General features: G+C 53.2%; 21 protein-coding genes and 1 pseudogene. 12 read left to right on the plus strand and 10 right to left on the minus strand.

Features of this window, described 5'->3' with window-relative positions; translation table 11 throughout:
- Positions 1-214: 214 nt before the first annotated feature.
- The 10 genes and pseudogenes from JCM12296_RS24195 (at position 215) to hgcB (ending at position 8,586) form a co-directional block, all read left to right on the plus strand.
- Complete coding sequence (locus JCM12296_RS24195) at positions 215-1,063, plus strand: 3-hydroxybutyryl-CoA dehydrogenase (protein ID WP_054698821.1); 849 nt, start codon at positions 215-217, stop codon at positions 1,061-1,063.
- A gap of 136 nt (positions 1,064-1,199) precedes the next feature.
- The gene (locus JCM12296_RS24200; RefSeq protein WP_054698822.1) at positions 1,200-1,751 is read left to right on the plus strand and encodes a helix-turn-helix domain-containing protein; all 552 of its coding nucleotides are present in this window, start codon (positions 1,200-1,202) and stop codon (positions 1,749-1,751) included.
- Between the two features lie 145 nt (positions 1,752-1,896).
- A complete protein-coding gene (locus tag JCM12296_RS24205; protein ID WP_054698823.1) occupies positions 1,897-3,051 on the plus strand; it encodes an acyl-CoA dehydrogenase in 1,155 nt (384 codons plus the stop codon).
- A gap of 171 nt (positions 3,052-3,222) precedes the next feature.
- Positions 3,223-3,588: an amino acid-binding protein gene (locus JCM12296_RS24210; protein ID WP_246804810.1), complete on the plus strand. Its 366-nt coding sequence runs from the start codon at positions 3,223-3,225 to the stop codon at positions 3,586-3,588.
- Between the two features lie 259 nt (positions 3,589-3,847).
- Positions 3,848-4,060, plus strand: coding sequence for a hypothetical protein (locus JCM12296_RS24215; RefSeq protein WP_157067861.1), 213 nt, complete (start codon positions 3,848-3,850; stop codon positions 4,058-4,060).
- Positions 4,061-4,602: 542 nt separating this feature from the next.
- Positions 4,603-5,496: an AMP-binding protein gene (locus JCM12296_RS48090; RefSeq protein ID WP_281492144.1), complete on the plus strand. Its 894-nt coding sequence runs from the start codon at positions 4,603-4,605 to the stop codon at positions 5,494-5,496.
- On the plus strand, positions 5,403-6,587 hold the full coding sequence (locus tag JCM12296_RS48095; protein ID WP_422699168.1) for an acetate--CoA ligase: 1,185 nt from the start codon (positions 5,403-5,405) through the stop codon (positions 6,585-6,587). Before JCM12296_RS48090 ends, JCM12296_RS48095 begins: the two co-directional genes overlap by 94 nt.
- A 147-nt stretch (positions 6,588-6,734) precedes the next feature.
- Positions 6,735-7,016 carry an ArsR/SmtB family transcription factor gene (locus JCM12296_RS24225; RefSeq protein ID WP_246804812.1) on the plus strand — a complete coding sequence of 94 codons (282 nt, stop codon included), beginning with the start codon at positions 6,735-6,737 and terminating at the stop codon, positions 7,014-7,016.
- A 57-nt stretch (positions 7,017-7,073) separates the two neighbouring features.
- Complete coding sequence (gene hgcA / locus JCM12296_RS24230) at positions 7,074-8,276, plus strand: mercury methylation corrinoid protein HgcA (RefSeq protein WP_252989036.1); 1,203 nt, start codon at positions 7,074-7,076, stop codon at positions 8,274-8,276.
- Between the two features lie 14 nt (positions 8,277-8,290).
- Positions 8,291-8,586, plus strand: a pseudogene (hgcB, locus tag JCM12296_RS48100) (mercury methylation ferredoxin HgcB).
- Positions 8,587-8,590: 4 nt separating this feature from the next.
- Here the strand turns inward: hgcB and JCM12296_RS24240 are convergent.
- The 3 genes from JCM12296_RS24240 to JCM12296_RS45550 are packed head-to-tail and all read right to left on the minus strand — an operon-like array spanning position 8,591 to position 9,373.
- Positions 8,591-8,794, minus strand: coding sequence for a DUF6485 family protein (locus JCM12296_RS24240; RefSeq protein WP_054698826.1), 204 nt, complete (start codon positions 8,792-8,794; stop codon positions 8,591-8,593).
- The gene (locus JCM12296_RS45545; protein ID WP_246804816.1) at positions 8,784-9,062 is read right to left on the minus strand and encodes a hypothetical protein; all 279 of its coding nucleotides are present in this window, start codon (positions 9,060-9,062) and stop codon (positions 8,784-8,786) included. The genes JCM12296_RS24240 and JCM12296_RS45545 overlap by 11 nt, the downstream gene beginning before the upstream one ends.
- Complete coding sequence (locus JCM12296_RS45550; protein WP_246804817.1) at positions 9,029-9,373, minus strand: HD domain-containing protein; 345 nt, start codon at positions 9,371-9,373, stop codon at positions 9,029-9,031. The genes JCM12296_RS45545 and JCM12296_RS45550 overlap by 34 nt, the downstream gene beginning before the upstream one ends.
- A 461-nt stretch (positions 9,374-9,834) precedes the next feature.
- Between JCM12296_RS45550 and surE the strand changes: the two genes are divergently transcribed.
- Both surE and JCM12296_RS24255 read left to right on the plus strand, forming a co-directional pair.
- Positions 9,835-10,518 (plus strand): 5'/3'-nucleotidase SurE, encoded by a 684-nt coding sequence (surE, locus tag JCM12296_RS24250; protein ID WP_054698827.1) that lies wholly within the window; start codon positions 9,835-9,837, stop codon positions 10,516-10,518.
- A 4-nt stretch (positions 10,519-10,522) separates the two neighbouring features.
- Entirely contained in the window at positions 10,523-11,059 is a 537-nt protein-coding gene (locus tag JCM12296_RS24255) for an NUDIX hydrolase (RefSeq protein WP_054698828.1), read from the plus strand.
- A 283-nt stretch (positions 11,060-11,342) separates the two neighbouring features.
- Here the strand turns inward: JCM12296_RS24255 and JCM12296_RS24260 are convergent, their stop codons facing one another.
- The 7 genes from JCM12296_RS24260 to JCM12296_RS24285 form a co-directional block, all read right to left on the minus strand.
- A complete protein-coding gene (locus tag JCM12296_RS24260; RefSeq protein WP_054698829.1) occupies positions 11,343-13,121 on the minus strand; it encodes a type IV pilus secretin PilQ in 1,779 nt (592 codons plus the stop codon).
- Positions 13,118-13,690, minus strand: coding sequence for an AMIN domain-containing protein (locus JCM12296_RS24265; RefSeq protein WP_054698830.1), 573 nt, complete (start codon positions 13,688-13,690; stop codon positions 13,118-13,120). The genes JCM12296_RS24260 and JCM12296_RS24265 overlap by 4 nt, the downstream gene beginning before the upstream one ends.
- A 1-nt stretch (position 13,691) precedes the next feature.
- Positions 13,692-14,957: a pilus assembly protein PilP gene (locus JCM12296_RS24270; protein WP_054698831.1), complete on the minus strand. Its 1,266-nt coding sequence runs from the start codon at positions 14,955-14,957 to the stop codon at positions 13,692-13,694.
- An 11-nt stretch (positions 14,958-14,968) separates the two neighbouring features.
- Positions 14,969-15,439: a PilN domain-containing protein gene (locus JCM12296_RS24275; protein ID WP_157067862.1), complete on the minus strand. Its 471-nt coding sequence runs from the start codon at positions 15,437-15,439 to the stop codon at positions 14,969-14,971.
- An 88-nt stretch (positions 15,440-15,527) separates the two neighbouring features.
- A complete protein-coding gene (pilM, locus tag JCM12296_RS24280) occupies positions 15,528-16,337 on the minus strand; it encodes a type IV pilus assembly protein PilM (protein ID WP_281492146.1) in 810 nt (269 codons plus the stop codon).
- Positions 16,334-16,585, minus strand: a complete 252-nt coding sequence (pilM, locus tag JCM12296_RS48105; RefSeq protein ID WP_281492147.1) for a type IV pilus biogenesis protein PilM — start codon at positions 16,583-16,585, stop codon at positions 16,334-16,336. Before pilM (JCM12296_RS48105) ends, pilM (JCM12296_RS24280) begins: the two co-directional genes overlap by 4 nt.
- A gap of 11 nt (positions 16,586-16,596) precedes the next feature.
- Positions 16,597-16,803 (minus strand): helix-turn-helix transcriptional regulator, encoded by a 207-nt coding sequence (locus tag JCM12296_RS24285; RefSeq protein WP_306304117.1) that lies wholly within the window; start codon positions 16,801-16,803, stop codon positions 16,597-16,599.
- Positions 16,804-17,433 lie beyond the last annotated feature (630 nt).

Below are 17,433 nucleotides of genomic sequence, written 5' to 3' on the forward strand. Positions count from 1 at the left end.
GGGATAAGCGGATCGGTATGGCCTCCCTTTGCCTGGGCGGCGGTGAAGCCGTGGCCTTGATCGTCAAACGGTAAAACGGCGACATGGGGCGGGGCGCCAAACGATGGGTGCCCATGTTGCTTCGGCGTATCCATGCAAGCATGGATATAAAAGATAGATCGACCATCGCATTTACCCAAACATTTTTATTCAAACCACTTACAGGAGGAGAAAAATGGAGATCAACACCTTTGGCGTTATTGGCTCAGGTCAGATGGGCAACGGCATCGCGCAAGTGGCGGCCACTGCCGGCCTCAATGTGATCATGAGCGATATCAAAATCGAGTTTGCCGAAAAAGGCCTGGCCAACATCACCAAGCTGCTGACCAAGAGCGTGGAAAAAGGCAAGATCACCGCTGAGACCAAGGACGCCATCCTCGGACGCATCAAGATCACCGCCGATCTGAAAGATATGGCCGAAGCCGATTTCGTTGTCGAAGCCGCCACGGAAAACGAGACCCTGAAGTTCAAGATCTTCAAGGATCTGGACGAAATCTGCAAACCCGGCATCATTCTGGCCAGTAACACCTCATCCATTCCCATCGGCCGCATCGCCAGCCAGACAAGCCGGCCGGAGAAGGTCATCGGCATGCACTTCATGAATCCGGTGCCGGTGATGAAACTGGTCGAGGTCATCCGCGGTATCGCCACCTCGGACGAGACATTTCAGACCACCTGGGACCTCTCCATCAAATTCGGCAAAACCCCTGCCCTGGCCAATGACTTCCCCGGCTTCATCGCCAACCGCATCCTCCTTCCCATGATCAACGAAGCGGTTTTCGCCCTGTATCACGGCGTCGGATCCCGGGAAGACATCGACACGGTCATGCGCCTGGGCATGAACCATCCCATGGGACCGCTGACCCTGGCGGACCTCATTGGCCTGGACACCTGTCTGTCCATCATGGAAACCCTTTACGAGGGCTTCAAGGACTCCAAGTATCGGCCCTGCCCGCTGCTGAGAAAATATGTTGAAGCCGGCTGGCTGGGCAGAAAGACCGGCAGAGGGTTCTACGAGTATTAATTCGCAAGCGGCCGGGGATTCGAGGCATCAGACATAAACGGCGGCCCACCATGCCGCGTTTTCTACTTGAGATCTTGAATCCCTGGCTTCAGTTCTTTCAAAGGCTGTTTATAGCAGCCTCTTGCAAGGAGGCACCATGCCCGCCAAGAAAACCGGCCATCTTACGCCAGTCGGCAAACGCATCAAAAAAGCCCGGACCAACAAAAAAATGACCTATGAAACCCTGGCCAACGAAACCGGCTTTTCCGTCGATTTCATCAAACAGGTGGAATCCGGCACGCTTACTCCACCGGTGGGATCGCTGCTGCAGATCTCGAGGGCGCTGGGGATCGACTCCGGGGACCTGCTCAAGGATGAAGAAGACCGGATGCAAAACCGCATCAAGGCGTTTACCAAGCGGACCTCCAATTACGCTTACACCACGCTTACACCGGGTGCGGAAAACAAGCATTTGAAAGCCTTTCGGATCAAAATCGACGCCCGCAAGGACCACAAGGGGGTCAGTTACAACCATGTGGGCGAAGAGTTCGTCTACGTCCTGGAGGGGACCGTCGAGGTGGTGGTCGGTGAGCACGTCAACAGCCTCGGCCCCGGCGACTCCCTGCATTTTAACTCCGGCATCCAGCACCTGCTACGAAATACCGGGGAAACCGATGCCGAACTGATCGTCGTCATCTACAACCCGTAAGCGATCGTGCTTTCGCCGCAGCGGCATCGGATACGTTGGCCCCGATTGACGACCCACCCGTCGTCAGGCCGACACATCTCCTAAAACCGGAACCCTGCCGGAATATCGCGCTGCCTGATCGTTACCCTGTTACAAGGATACCACCATGTCATTCAAGCTGACCGACGAACAACTGATGATTCAGTCCATGGTCCGCGAGTTCTCCCGCAAGGTTGTGGCCGAAACCGCGGCCGAACGGGATAAAACCAAGGAATTTCCCGCCAAAAACCTGAAAAAAATGGCCGAGTTGGGATTGTTGGGGATGATGGTCCCCTTTAAGTACGAAGGCTCCGATTCGGACACCGTGGGCTATGTGCTCGCCCTTTCGGAAATCGCCTATTCGTGCGCCTCCACGGCCGTGGTCATGTCCGTGCACAACTCCATCGTCTGTGAAAGCATTCTCAATTTCGGTACCGAGGATCAAAAACAGCACTACCTCAAGGATCTGGCCATGGGCCAGTATATCGGCGCCTTTGCCCTCACCGAACCCGAGGCCGGGTCCGACCCGGTCAGCCAGCAGACCACGGCGGTCAGGGATGGGAATCATTACATCATCAACGGTACCAAGCGGTTCATTACCAGCGGGAAAAATGGCGGTTTGGTGATCGTCACGGCCAAAACCGACCCCGATGCCCGTCACAAGGGGATCAGTGCTTTCATCGTCAGAAAAGACAACCCGGGCCTGGTGGTGGGCAACATGGAAGACAAGATGGGACTGCGCGCCTCGGACACCACCGATCTGCATTTTGAGGATTGCCGCGTGCCGGCCACAGACATGCTCGGCCAGGAGGGCGATGGTTTCAAGATCGCTATGAAAGGGCTGGATGGCGGCCGCATCGGCATCGCCGCCCAGAGCCTCGGCGTGGCTCAGGCGGCTTTCGATGCGGCGGTGCGCTATGCCAAAGAGAGGGACCAGTTCGGCCAGAAAATCTCCAAGTTCCAGGGACTGCGCTGGATCATCGCCGACATGGCCACCGAGATCGAGGCCGCACGCCAGCTGACCCTGTCCGCGGCGGCCATGAAGGATCGTAAAGAACGCTACACCACCCAGGCCTCCATGGCCAAGCTTTTCGCTTCCGAAATGGTCAACCGCGTCACGGCCAAGGCACTACAGATGCATGGGGGGTATGGATTCACCACCGATTACCCGGTGGAACGCTACTACCGGGATGCCCGGGTATTTACCATCTATGAGGGCACCTCGGAAATCCAGCGGGTGGTAATCTCCAACAACATTCTGAAAGATAAACGTAATCCCTGAAGCCCTTACCCGATCTTTTTTATAAAGGAGGCGCGTTATGGTCAGAACGGAAATATCCCTTTTCCTGAAAAACGAACCCGGAGAACTGGGCCGCCTGGCACAACTCATGCAGAGGCCAATATCAATATCGATGCCCTGGCCATCCAGGACGCGTCGGCTTACGTCCTGGAGTTGTTCAAGGCCCGTGGGAAATCCCTCAAACGCATCGCCTCGGCGGCCAGCTACAACTCCATGCGCAAGGATTCGGCTCAATTCGCCCTGATCCGCCTTTTGGCCGAGGATGGCAAAACCAACGCGGCCATCGATCTTTTGTCCCAAAACGACTATACCTTCGACATCATGCCGGTCATCGCCATCCAACTTGAGAACAAGCCCGGCGAACTGGCCCGCATGGCCTCCAAATTCGGTGAGGAGGGAATCAACATCAATTATGTCTATGGTTCCGTGGCCGGACCGGATGCCAAATGTCTCTTCGTTTTCTGTCCCGAGGATGTCGAACTGGCATCCAAGATCTTCTCAAAGGAAAAGTTGACCTGAGGCCACTGGAAGAACGGGCACGGGTGGTGATCCGCCATTGAGGCGGGGTATCGCCGGTTGCTGCCCGTACCGTATTTTTCGTCATGCCTAAAATTTTTAGATTGACCTTTTCCCGTTCATCCCCATCTTAGTTGTCAGATGGTATAACCCCAAAAACCTGAACGCACCAGTAAGAATCGAACTTTCTTGTGCGTGGGGCTTCTTTGGGACACAGAAGACAACAAGCCGTTTACAGACGGGAATTTTATTGGAGGTCAATATGAACCGACAAGATTGCATCAATGAAAAATGGTCGAGCCGAACCGTTGGCATGATTATTCTACCGATAGCCATCGCCCTGGGTGGCCTGGGTTTTCTGATTCTGCCTGTGGTCGGCCTTTTCTTTGCCGTCCCTCTGTTTATCCTCTCCTTCGCCTTCATTGCGGCACCGGAAAGCAAGGTCTGCCGGCTGATCCTGGGAAAACAGAGCTGAAAAACGCGGTTCAATAAAAAGGTGTGGCCGTGGTGATCAAGAGTACGTCGGCCTGCTGCGGCGACGCTCTTGATCACCGGTTCCCTTGCTTGATCGGGGAGCATCCCTCTGGTGAGCGCCAGCCCACAAAGTTGTATCTACAAAATATATTGTAAACTCCATATAACAGATAGAAAATACTTTTTATTTTTTTGCCTACCGGTCCGTTTTTCGACAATAAAATTTGTTGGTTCGGTTTTTTTTACGCCTGAACGCATTCCTTCTCCATTCATCCGCATCACATCTGACAAGACAATAAACTTATTATAAAACAGTTAATTACAAGCGTAAAAGAGTGTTTCAGCTTGTTCGCAAACTTACATTTATTTTGTTGGCATATAAATTGTAATTCTATATCAATAAATATAGATCAACATAAAAAAACATATATAATTATTTTTTGAATTATGTTCACAATTTTGAAACCATAGGTATCACGCCGTCACTTCAACATTTTTCCATTGCTCGCTCCATTTTACTTATTAAACCCATCGGAGGTATTCATGGCAGATGTGACATTGAAAGAAATTTATCCGGTCCCCGAAGATTTCAGGAAAAAAGCCTACATCCAAAGCTATGATCAATACAAAAAAATGTGGCAGGACTCCATCGACGATCCGGATGGGTTCTGGGGAAAGGTTGCCGAAGAGCAAGTCACCTGGTTCAAGAAGTGGGACAAGGTCTCGGATTTCAATTATGGCGCCAGCGCCGAAGATTTATACATCCGATGGTACACCAACGCAAAGCTGAATGTCTCCTACAACTGCCTGGATCGTCATCTCGAAAAACGGGGCGATCAGGTGGCCCTGATCTGGGAGGGCAACGACCCCAGCGAAAGCAAACAATTCACCTACAAGACCTTGCATGCCGAGGTTTGCAAATTCGCCAATGTCCTGAAAAACAGCGGAATTAAAAAAGGTGACGTGGTGACCTTTTACCTGCCCATGATCCCCGAGCTGGCCATCGGCATCCTGGCATGCTCGCGCATCGGGGCGATCCATGCGGTGGTTTTCGGTGGCTTTTCCGCAGAAGCCCTGGCCAGCCGCATCAAAGACAGTGAGAGCGTTCTGGTGGTTTCGTGCGATGGTACCTTCCGCGGTCCCAAGGCCATTCCCCAGAAAGCCAATGCCGACAAGGCCATCGAATCCTGCCCGACCATAAAGACCCACCTGGTGGTCGAACGCGTTGGCAATCAAGTTCAGGTCGATTGGAACGATAAAATCGACAAATGGTATCATCAAGAGGCCGAAACGGTCGGCACCGACTGTCCGCCCGAGGAGATGGACGCGAGGATCCACTGTTCATCCTCTACACCTCCGGCTCCACCGGGAAGCCCAAAGGCGTCATGCATACCACCGGCGGATATCTTACCTATGTCTCGTTTACCCACAAACTGATCTTCGATTACCATGACGGCGACATTTATTGGTGTACGGCAGACATCGGATGGGTTACCGGCCACTCGTACATCGTTTACGGTCCGCTTTGCAACGGCGCCACCTCGGTCATGTTCGAAGGTGTCCCCAACTACCCGGACTTCGGTCGTTTTTGGGCCATTGTCGACAAATACAAAATCAACATCTTCTACACCGCCCCAACGGCCATCCGCGCGCTGGCCAAGGAAGGGGATTCGTGGGTCAAGCAGCACGACATCTCTTCAATCCGGCTGCTGGGCTCCGTGGGTGAGCCGCTGAACCCCGAAGCCTGGAACTGGTACTATCAAAACATCGGACGCGGTGAATGCCCCATCGTCGACACCTGGTGGCAGACCGAAACCGGCGGGATTCTGATTTCTCCCCTGCCCGGCGCGATCGACATCAAACCGGCCCAGGCGACCGTGCCCTTCTTCGGGGTCGAGCCGGCCATTGTGGACGACGCCGGCGACGAGCTGGAAGGCCCCTGCCAGGGGAACCTGATCATCAAGCGCTCCTGGCCCGGCCAGATGCGCGGGGTCTATAAAAACCCCCAACGGTTTTTCGATACCTATTTTACCCAGTTCGAAGGGGTCTATACCACCGGTGACGGATGCAAGCGGGACAAAGACGGCTATTACCAGATCACTGGCCGGGTAGACGACGTGATCAATGTTTCCGGCCACCGTATGGGCACCGCCGAAGTCGAGTCGGCCCTGGTATCGCATCCGTCCGTGGCCGAGGCGGCGGTGGTCGGCTACCCGCATCCGGTCAAGGGGCAATCGATCTATGCCTTTGTCACCGTCAACTCCGGTGTCGAGAAAACCGAGGCGTTGAAAAAAGAACTGGTGGCCCATGTTCGCAACGAGATCGGCCCCATTGCCACGCCGGAAATGCTCCAGTGGGCGGATTCCTTGCCCAAAACACGATCCGGCAAGATCATGCGACGAATCCTGAAGAAGATCGCCGCCGGCGATTTCGACCGAAAATCCCTGGGCGACACCTCCACCTTGGCCGATCCGTCCACCGTGGATCTGGCCATTGAAGGCGCAAAACAAATCCAGACGCCCAACTGATCCACGCCTCACCCACTACCCATGACCAAGGCCAGGGCCCGGTGCCCTGGCCTTTATTTTTCCGGCCAAGGGCTACCCATTCGAAAACCTATTTGACAGCCGACAGCTCATCGTATATCGTCGAATAACGATTAAAGGATGACGCCATTGAACGACACACCGCAGGATGCCGAAACCTTCGCCAACATCTGCAAAGCGTTGGCTCACCCGGCCAGGATTAGAATCGTGAGATATCTCAAGGCGGTCGACCAATGCATTTGCGGGGAGATCGTTCAGATCCTCCCTCTGGCGCAATCGACAGTCAGCCAGCATCTGAAAATACTCAAAACTGCAGGTTTGGTCAGAGGTGAAGTGGAGGGGCCACGGACCTGCTACTGTCTGGATCGGGAGGTGCTGGAGCAGTTCAAGAAGATGACGGCGGCCATCTGAACGGTCATTTCCAATGATCACTGCGAGAAAAAACAGGTTCAACCAACGGGAAACACGATGACATCATGCTGCTCTGAAAAAAGTCACGACTGCGAACCGTCCGCATGCAATTGCCTGGATGGCCCTGCCATGCCAATCTCGGATTTTCCCATGGCAGGTTCAAAAACGAGCGTCTGCTGCGGCGTATCTTCCGCTGTGGCACACGCCCCCCATGAAAAACCCGGTTATCGTCTGTTGGATTTTGTGGTGAATTTCATGGAGACACCGGCCGGATCGGTCCCCCAGGTGCGAACCGAGGTCACCCGCGCCGACCGGCGGGCCACCATCGGTTGTCGTCTGGGTATCGGACGGGACCGCTACCGGATCGCCCCGGGAATCTATGCCACCGGCAAACCGGTCGCCGATTCCCCCGTGCTGGTGACCGCCAATTACAAACTCTCATTTGACGTCCTGCGCTCGCATCTGGCCGGTATCCACGCATGGATCCTGGTGGTGGAAACCAATGGCATCAACGTCTGGTGTGCAGCCGGCAAGGGGTCGTTTTCCGCCGATGAGGTCGCCAAGCAGGTGGTGGCCGTCGGCCTCGACAAACTCGTTACCCACCGGCGCCTGATCCTGCCACAACTTGCCGCCACCGGTGTCGCCGCGCGACAAGTCAAAAAACAGTGCGGGTTCGAGGTCGTCTGGGGGCCGGTCCACGCACGGGACATTATCGCGTTCCTTGATGGCGGCCTGCAAGCCAGTGATGCCATGCGCCGCGTTACCTTCAATCTGGCTGAACGAATGAAATTGATCCCGGTGGAGCTCACCCACCTGGGCAAAACGACCCTGATCGTTTTGCCGGCCCTACTGCTGCTATCCGGCATCAGTCCGGGCCTCTTTTCCATTCATGCCGCACTGACACGGGGGATGCTGGCCTTTCTGGCGTACCTTCTGGCCATTGTCGCCGGCACGGTCCTGGCCCCAGCGCTGCTACCCTGGCTACCCGGAAGGGCCTTTTCAATCAAGGGCGTCGCCATCGGCATGGCCGCCAGCGCCCTGCTGGCCATCCGTACAACCGGTCAGTTGACAAAGACAGAAATGCTGGCCCTGGCACTATTTATCATGGCACTGAGTTCTTACCTGGCCATGAACTTCACCGGTTCGACCCCATTTACGTCTCCCACTGGCGTGGAGAAAGAGATGCGGCGGGCCATCCCCGCCCAGGCCGCCGGCGGTCTGATCGCCGCCGTGCTTTGGGTCAGCGCCGGTTTTCTGTAAGGAGGAGCCAAACCATGCGAGATTTGCGATATCTGCGGGGAGTGACCACCCTCGCCTATGAAAACGAGCGCTGCATTGGCTGCGGCAACTGCATTCTTGTCTGCCCTCACAGCGTCTTCGCCAGGGACGGCGAAAGAAAGGTGCGTTTGGCGGATCCGGACGGTTGCATGGAGTGCGGCGCCTGCGCCTGAATTGTCCCACCGAGGCCATCCGGGTCACGCCCGGAGTGGGTTGCGCGGCCTATATCATCTCTGGCTGGATTCATGGCAAGGAAAATGCGAGCTGCGGCGGTCCGGACGGCTGCTGCTGACGGATCAGACCCGTTTTTCCTTTACCAGGCGGGCGAAATGCTCGAAGCTGCGGTCAAAGGTCCGTTCAGCATCGTCGGGGAAGACGCAGGCCGGCAGCTGTCGCATGCGAATGTGGTATTTCAGGCAATCACAGCACACACCTTTGCGGGAACACGGTTCGTAAGAGCAATTGCAACGATTGAGATTGCTGTCCTTTTTACATTCCATGCGACGCATCTCCTTTCAGCCCAACGGCTTCGGCCACCTCGCGCATCCCCATGATGGTATCGGTGATCAGATCGCCCAGTTCCACGCCCAACATATCGGCTCCCTGCTGAATAATCGAGCGGTCCACCCCAGCGGCGAAACGTTTGTCCTTCCATTTCTTTTTAACCGATTTGGCCGTCATATCCATCACGCTCTTGGTCGGTCGCACCAGCGCCGAGGTGGCGACCAGGCCGGTCAGCTCGTCAATGGCGTAGAGCACCTTTTCCATGGTGGATTCGGGTTTGACATCCGAGCAGATCCCCCAACCATGCTGACCACGGCGCGAATCAAATGCTCAGGCCACTGGTTTTGCCGTAGGATGTCTTCTGTTTTGGCGCAGTGCTGATCAGGAAACTGCTCGTAATCGAGATCGTGGATCAGACCGACAATCCCCCAGGTTTCTTCATCCTCACCGTATTTTCGGGCCATATAGCGCATGACCCCTTCCACAGCATAAGCGTGCTTGATGAGGCTATCACTTTGATTGTACGTTTTAAGCAGGGTAAGGGCCGCTTGGCGGGTTGGCGTCGAACCAGTCATCGTCGTCTCCTGATGGGTATTGGGGGTGGTGATTGAGACCGAATAGATATAGCGTTCAAGATAATGTTTTTGGGCTGCGTTATCGGTCGTCGCAGTATTACAATACGACTTCCTCCCTCTGGCCTTGCCAAAAACATTATCTTAAACACGATGGGTCTTTCCAAGGTACGCCAGGGCTACCGTGCTCCAAGAGCGAACCGTTTTTCGACTTACCATAGGACCCATTGGGCAACAAGCCCTTTAGGTGGAACCACACAGCGATCGCCAGATGCGCTACTGGATTCCCAACGAAATATAGCTCTTGTCAGCATCGGCATTTTTCCCTATGTTGGAACCGCTTTTTCCCTCGTCCCCATTGAACCCAACAACACGAACATGAACTCGGCCAATGGGATTATCTCGGGGCGGATACCCCCATCGCGCCATGCATATTCCGGCCCCTCTTCTTTTCTGGAGTCCTTGTGAAGATTGTAATCAGCAATGATGATGGCTATGACCAACCTGGGCTGACGGCCTTGATTCAAGCCGTGTCGCCCTTGGGTGAAACCATCGTCGTCGCACCGGCAACGCCCCAGTCGAATATCGGCCATCGGGTGACCATGCGCGAGCCGATCCGGGTGGACCGGCTGGATCATCATACCTATGTGGTGCATGCCACCCCAGCGGATTGTGTGCGCTTGGCCATCAAACAGTTTGTTTCCGAGGCGGACTGGGTGATTGCCGGTATCAATCCGGGAGCCAACCTGGGAAGCGACGTCTATCAATCCGGAACCGTTGCGGCCGCCCGCGAAGCGGCCATTTTAGGGGTTCGCGCCATGGCCGTCTCCCAGTACATCGCCGCGCAATGGACCATTGACTGGTCAAGCACCCAGGCCCAGGTTGCCCACCTGATCCCTCTGATCCTGAAAAAGCCCATAGCGATCGGGTCTTATTGGAACATCAACCTGCCCAGCCCGATAAACGCCACCCCGCCCATCGAACATCGATGCTGCCCATTGGACAAACACCCGCATCATTATCACTACATTCAGGCCGATGGTGCCTATCATTACCAGGGCGTCATTCATGATCGCCCCCGCTCGCCCGGTAGCGATGTGGATGTCTGCTTCAGCGGGATGATTTCCGTTACCCGCATGGAGATTTAAGCGCATGAATTTTTGCTCCCATTGCGGGAAACCGGTCAGGCTCACGATTCCCGCCGATGATAACCACCCCCGTTACGTCTGTACGTCTTGCGGCGCCGTCCATTATCAGAATCCCAAAGTCGTTGTGGGCTGCATCCCGGTATGGGAGGATCACATCCTCATGTGCCGCCGGGATATTGAGCCCCGCAAAGGACTTTGGACGCTGCCGGCCGGCTTTCTGGAAAATGGCGAAACAACAGTCGAAGGCGCCTGCCGGGAAACATACGAGGAAACAGGCAGCCGGGTGACCGATTTGAAGCCTTACCTGTTGGTCGACATCGTCTACATCCACCAGATCTATTTGCTGTTCACCGCCCGATTACAGGCACGGGACTTCCATCCCACCCTTGAAAGCGCCGAGGTGAAACTGATGCGGCAGGCCGAAATTCCTTGGGATGCCATCGCCTTTACCGTTATTGAAAAAACGCTGCAATACTATTTTCAAGACCGGCCGAGAAACCAATTCCGGTTTCGTATCGACCGGATCGATTTGAAGTCGTAGCTGCTCGGGTATCGGTGGCGGAGATGACGGATTCGTAAAAAACCCGATATCGGCGTTACGCTTCATCCTTCGTCACTGCGGTGTACGCCAGGTACACCTCATTCCTCAGGATTCGCAAGCCTTGATCTCGGGCCTTTTACGAATCCGCCGGGAATACGAATTGTTACGACTGCATCAAAGATTGAGGGCGCACGGAAATAAGGGGGTTGATCCTCAAAAAACAAATTGCCCTGCCGTTAACCCGGCAGGGCAATCATTATCAGTCCATGGGGAAACGCTATCTCTAGAAAAGGGCCGAACGCTGCTCCAATTGAACAATTTTCGGATTCATGAAAATCAGCAATTCGCTGTTGTCCTTCTCTTCCAAATTATCCTGGAAAAGCCATCCAAGGATGGGAATCTTGTGTAGTCCTGGGAACGCTTGTTTCGCTTCCGAGGTAGTGGCTTTGATGATGCCGCCGATGACGATCGTATCGCCATCATTGACCAGCAGCTGGGTTTCAGCTTCATTGGTGGAGATAACGGGAACACCGTCGACAAAATCGACGACATCGTTTTTGGTAATCATGATGGTCAATGAAATGCGATTGTCCGGCGTCACGTGGGGGGTGACTTCCAGGAGCAGGTCAACGTCCTTAAAAGATACGGAAGAGCCGCCGGCGGAATCCCTTTCCAGGTAACCATACTCCTGTCCCTGCTTGATTTTGGCCTTTTTGTTATTCAGCGTAACGATTTTGGGGGAGGAGAGGATCTTGGCGTGCCCGTTGGTTTCCAGGGCACTCAGCTCGGCGTCAATGGCAAATTGGGTGCCCACCAAGCGCTCCAAGGTGAAACCGATAGAACTTTCCGAGGCTGCCGGAAAATTCATCGCGACGGTGCTGTTGGCACTGAACTTCCCACCATTCCAAGTGACGTCGCCAACGCTCCCGCCCCACTTGAAGCCCAATTCCTTGGAAAAGGATTCGCTGACCTCGACGATCCGCGCTTCGATGATCACCTGTGAGGTCACCTTGTCGATTTGCCTTGCGATTTCAATTGCCTGAGCAATCTTGTCAGCTGTGTCGGTAATGATGATTTGGTTGTTTTTGCTGTCCACGGAGACCGACCCGCGATCCTTCGTCACGATGTTCTGAATATGGGGCAGGACCTCGGTCGCTGCATTGGAATAGCTGATGGGAATATACCGGGTTTCAAGCGGCTCAAGGGATTTGATCTGCTCCCGTTCCTTTTGCAGAGAGGCAATCTGCGCCTTACGCAGGTCGTTTTCCTGTTTCAGGGTGGCCAGGGTGGCAATGCGGATGATGTCGCCCTCTACCACCATTCCCAGTTGGTTCATCCGCAGCACCAAGTCCATGACCTGGTCCCAGGGAACCGGCTTATCCAAGGTCAAGGTCACCTTGCCGGTGACGTCCTTGTCGATGGCAAAATTCTTACCGCTGACTTCACGTAGGATCCGGAAGACATTTTTGATATCCGTCTGGTAGAAATCCAGCGCAATCTTCTCACCCGTGAAGGTCTTGGTCTTTTTTGTGATCACCATGGCCTGGTCCGGATCCAGGACGACATCTGGCACGGAAACCACATCGCCGTTCCCCCTGCCCGGCTTGGCCTGTGACAATGTCATGGAACCGGAGGAGGGCGGCATCTCGGGCTCGACGATCTCTGAAAGCGCGTCCTTCCACGCCGGCAGCCCCACCTGTTCGACAGGTGCCGGAGGTACGGAGGAGGCATCAAAGTGGACCAGCAACAGGCTGCCGACCTGCTCGACGTGATAGCCCACCGGCTCCCGCAGCTCGATCGAAAATACGGAGTATCCCTTCATTGAGGGCAATTGAACCGGCATGATTCGATTCACGGCGCTTTGGTAGCGTGTGGTGATCAGGGGGCGCTGTCTGAATTCGGCAATGTTGGCGCCCGTCAAGCGCAGCTCCAACAACGTATCCGAAACTTTTCTCAGATCATAATCCACGGCCGCGGTGGTTTCGATCGACAGGGTCGAACGGCCGCTCGGCTCACCCAGGAAATCGATACGATTCACCCAGATCGGTTTTTCATGTCTCACGGGAGCGCCGGTCCCTGATAAACACCCGTTGTCACCGCAGTTGGGGAGGGGCTTGGTAGATTGGATGACGACGTGTCGGTTGCCATCGCCTGAGACGTCGTGGCAGGGGGTATCACGCCGGCGGCCCCAATTTTTGAGAATTTCACTTTAAGCGCCCTGCCGTCTTGAACAACGTGATAGGCCGTATCGGATGCCAGGAGGATCTCAACACGCGCCGTGTTGGTCTTGGCCTCGACCTGGGCAGCATGAATCGATGCAACAGGCGTTTCCGAAGACCGAAGATCCGCATTGGCGACATTCAACCGGGTATTCGGGAAATAAAGCACGACACCCAGTGGCAGCGGCTGTTTGACCGACGTATACGTCAAGGGCGCCGTACCGCTGATCACGACATCGAGATAATCGCTTTCCGGGGATAGTTCGATCGATGTTATTTCCGCCGCTGGGGTCTCCCCTTTCTGCATTCCCGATTGTTGGGCCGCACAGCCGGCAAACACGAAGGCGACAACCAAGGCCATGCAAAAAACGGATGTGATTCTTTCTAAAAATTTGATCCTTAAGTTGCGCATATTACTCTCCAGCAGGTTTCTGAAGTTTCATTTCGGTATTTTGCAGAACCAGCTCACCCATCAGGTTTTCCAGCTCTTCTTCGATAAAGATGCTGCCGGCGTCGATCTGGGTCACAATTCCCGAGTTCAATCCGATATAGGTCCCTTTTTTTATAATGTAGCCTTTTCCGCTGCTATCTTCCACAAGTGCCCGGTTTCCCGTGGCGGCACGGATGATGCCCACCAACTTGAGTTGCTCCAGGCTGATTTTCTCCAACGGTGTCTGCGGGATCCGTTTTTTTCGTTTCGATTTCTCGCTCACCGGTGCGGATGCTTCCGCATCTTCTGAACGGAACAACGGGATAAAAGGATTCAAGCGCACCTTGGGATCATAGATCCGTTTTGCCATTTGAGGCGCTTCCGTGCTCTCCGGCGTCGCTTCCGGTGTTTGCCGTGAAGCGGAAGGCGCTGCCGCTTCAACCGGTTTGGTGACCGGTTCCGGGGCAGGTTGGACAGGGATCTTTTTGCTGACGACAGGCGGCTTGGGCTCGGGCTTCTGATCCCCGCAACTCCAGCAGGAAAGCGTCAACAAAATGATGGCGGCGACGATGATAGAGGATTGTTTAAGTTGCATTGGCATGGTTTTATCACTTCTATCTTTTTTTCGATCTTCTTGGCGGAGCGTTGGCGCCCCTGAGGTCTCAAGGAACTTGTAAGTCACCGCCGTACAGGTCGTTGTCAACAGATTATCCTCTTTTTCCGGTGTCATGTTGATATCCCGGATGTTTACAATCCGGTTCAGTTCAGCGACGCTTTCGAAAAAAGTGGCAACACCATGGTAGTCCCCGGTAACACGCAACGCCAAGGGAATTTCAGCGTAAAAGTCCTTTTTCACTTCGGGTTTGGGTTGGAACAAGACAAATGTCAGCCCGGAGTCCTTGCCCGCCTTCGAGATTCCGGTTAACAAGGTTGGGATCTCTTCTTTTTCAGGCAGGGCGCGCATGACAATTTTGAATTGTTCTTCGGCGTCCTGCATCTTCTTCCGGTAAGCATTCAGTTCACGGGCATTGTTCTTGGCAACTTCCAGCTCTTTTTGGACTTTGGTCAAATCGCCGGCGAGCCTATCGATCTGTTTGAACTTGGGAAGATACGAGAAGTAGACAAAACCGCCAATGACCAAAGCCAGAATGCCAATCCAGATGAGTATCCGTTGGACTTTGGAAAGCTGCTCGAGCTTTTCAAAAAAAGGATTGATTTGTTCAGTGGAAACCGCTTTGCCCTTGTTCATTTCCTCAACACCTATTTCAGTTCTGTTTTTAAGGGGGCTTTGTCAAACCGGATGTCAAATCGTTTAAGTGACAGGCCTTTAAACGAGGTATCCTGATTGATCGAAATCAGTTTGACGTGGGTGTATCGATCAGAGGCTTCGATTCGGGTCATATACTCGGCGACCGTCGGGTTATCCAAGGCGATACCCGTAACCTGGACATTGTTGGCTCGATCCTGGATATGGGTTAGCCACATTTGCTTGTCGACGACCAGTTGGGACATGTCGCTGAGCAACGCGACCGGCGCCTTGCGGGTCAGGTCCAAGGACCTGATGACCTCGATCTTCTTGTTCAGGATGTCTAGTTTTCTTTTGATCTCTTCGATTTCTTTATTGATTTTATTGTATTTCTCAACTTTTGCCCGGGTCTCTTTGATTGTTGCATTCAGCGCATTGACCTTTGCCGATAGATAATGACTGAACCAACCGGCAACAATCACCACCAAAAAAACGACAGTAAAAACACCGACAGCTGTCGCCTGACATTCTCTTTTTTACGTGCGGCACGAAATGGGAGTAGATTAATGCGTATCATTTATCATCAACTTTTCTCGTTGCCAGTCCCATACAAATCGAGGCCTGGGGTGATATGCGTTTAAGGAATTCCACATCAAACCGGTTATCGTCGATGTGAAGGCCCTCAAAGGGGTTGATCGTGACCACTTCCGCGGACGTTTCAACCGACAAAAGTTGCCTGAATTCTTTAATGTTGCCACCACCTCCGCTGAGAACAATTTTCTTTATCTGATCGTCAGGGTAGGTTGAATAGAAAAAGTCCAACGCGCGCCTGATCTCGGTACACCAATCGGAAACCACCGAGGAGATGATATCGGAAAGGTCCCCGGCGGTTATTTTCTCGGACTGATTACCAAATTTGATCTGCTCGGCTTCTTCGATGGAACAATCGATCAGGGATGAAATTTTCTGATTGATCTGGCCGCAGCCCAGGGAAACATCACGCATAAACACCGAGGCGCTGCCTTTGAGAATATTCAACGAGGTTTTACTGGCACCGATATCGATAAGGGCGATGTTCTCGTCTGCTGCTGGCGTATAGTTGTACTCGTAAATGTTTTGCAGGGCAAAAGCATCCACGTCAATAATGCAGGGCGTCAACCCCGCCATCTGGGTAAGGTTGACGTAATCATTGACCATCTCTTTTTTCGCGGCCACGAGCAGCACATTCATTTGGTTGGGGTTATTTTCGTTTTCCCCTAAAATTTGAAAATCCAGGTTGACGTCCGAGATGTCGAACGGGATGTACTGCTCCGCCTCGAAACTAATGGTGTCCTGCAGCTGCTCCTCGGACATGGATTGAACGTTGATCTTTTTTACGATCACCGAATAGCGCCAATCGAGAGTGCCACATTCTGTCCTTTTATCCCATAATTCTTGAATAATTGGCGGATGGTGTCGGCAACCTGATCGGCATCCTTGATGGCACCATCTTCGATCAGCCCTTGAGGAATGTCGATGATTCCGAATCGTTCAAGGATCCGACCTTTTTTGGTTTCGGATATTTCTGCGGCTTTAATGGATCGGGATCCGATATCAAGGCCAATGAGTCGATCTTTTTTTGCAAAAAACATGGTTCGCTCTTTTATTCACCAAAGATTTTTTTACTATCCGAAAGATTGTATCCCAGGGCAATCAGGATTTTCCTTTTGGTCTCCAGCCGACACGGCTTCCCCGCTTCTATCCGTGTGATCGTAATCGGGGAGATGTTTGCCTCTCGCGCCAGTTCCGATTTGCTCATCAACAAGGATTCTCTAACTTCTTTCAACGAATTTTTTACCATTTGAACCATCGTCTTATGACAATCAAAAAAAAGCACAATGCTCGCGAATCAATAGGGGTTACGATGCGATAGGGTAATCGATTCACTGGAAACGGAAACCGATTGTGACTATGATTCAAACGTTTCACCAGAAGGTTGTCAAGGAAAATTATATGACTATTATATATAATTGTATATAGTTAATCTATATTGTAGCTCTTAAACCATTATCGCCCCTATCTTGTGGCTGACACACCCGAATACCCCATATTTTCTGCCATTCGTCTATCTACGGATCTTGTGCCAGTCTGAACGGACCCATCGCCGCCAATCAAGGCCTTTTATGAACACGCTTAAAAAACCGACCCGTTGTCAACGAGAACAAATCTCAATCGGATTGCAGCAATTCCAACAACGGTGCGCATTGACAGGATACTTTCGTTTTTTTATATGGTTGTACGATTATGATCTGCGGTCAGTTAACCAAATCGGCCTGGGACGAAAAAACTTTAGGGCGCGACGCTTCTTTTTTAGCAGAAATACAAAAAGCGCCTTTTTCCGCATCAGGCCCCCCTACACGCCATGATAGACGGGCAAAGACGAAATCATGCACCCTGTGAATCTTTCCGAAAGGGTTAAGCCCTTTCGTTTAGTCAAGTA

The sequence above is a fragment of the Desulfosarcina cetonica JCM 12296 genome, assembly GCF_001311845.1.
GTDB classification, from domain to species: domain Bacteria; phylum Desulfobacterota; class Desulfobacteria; order Desulfobacterales; family Desulfosarcinaceae; genus Desulfosarcina; species Desulfosarcina cetonica.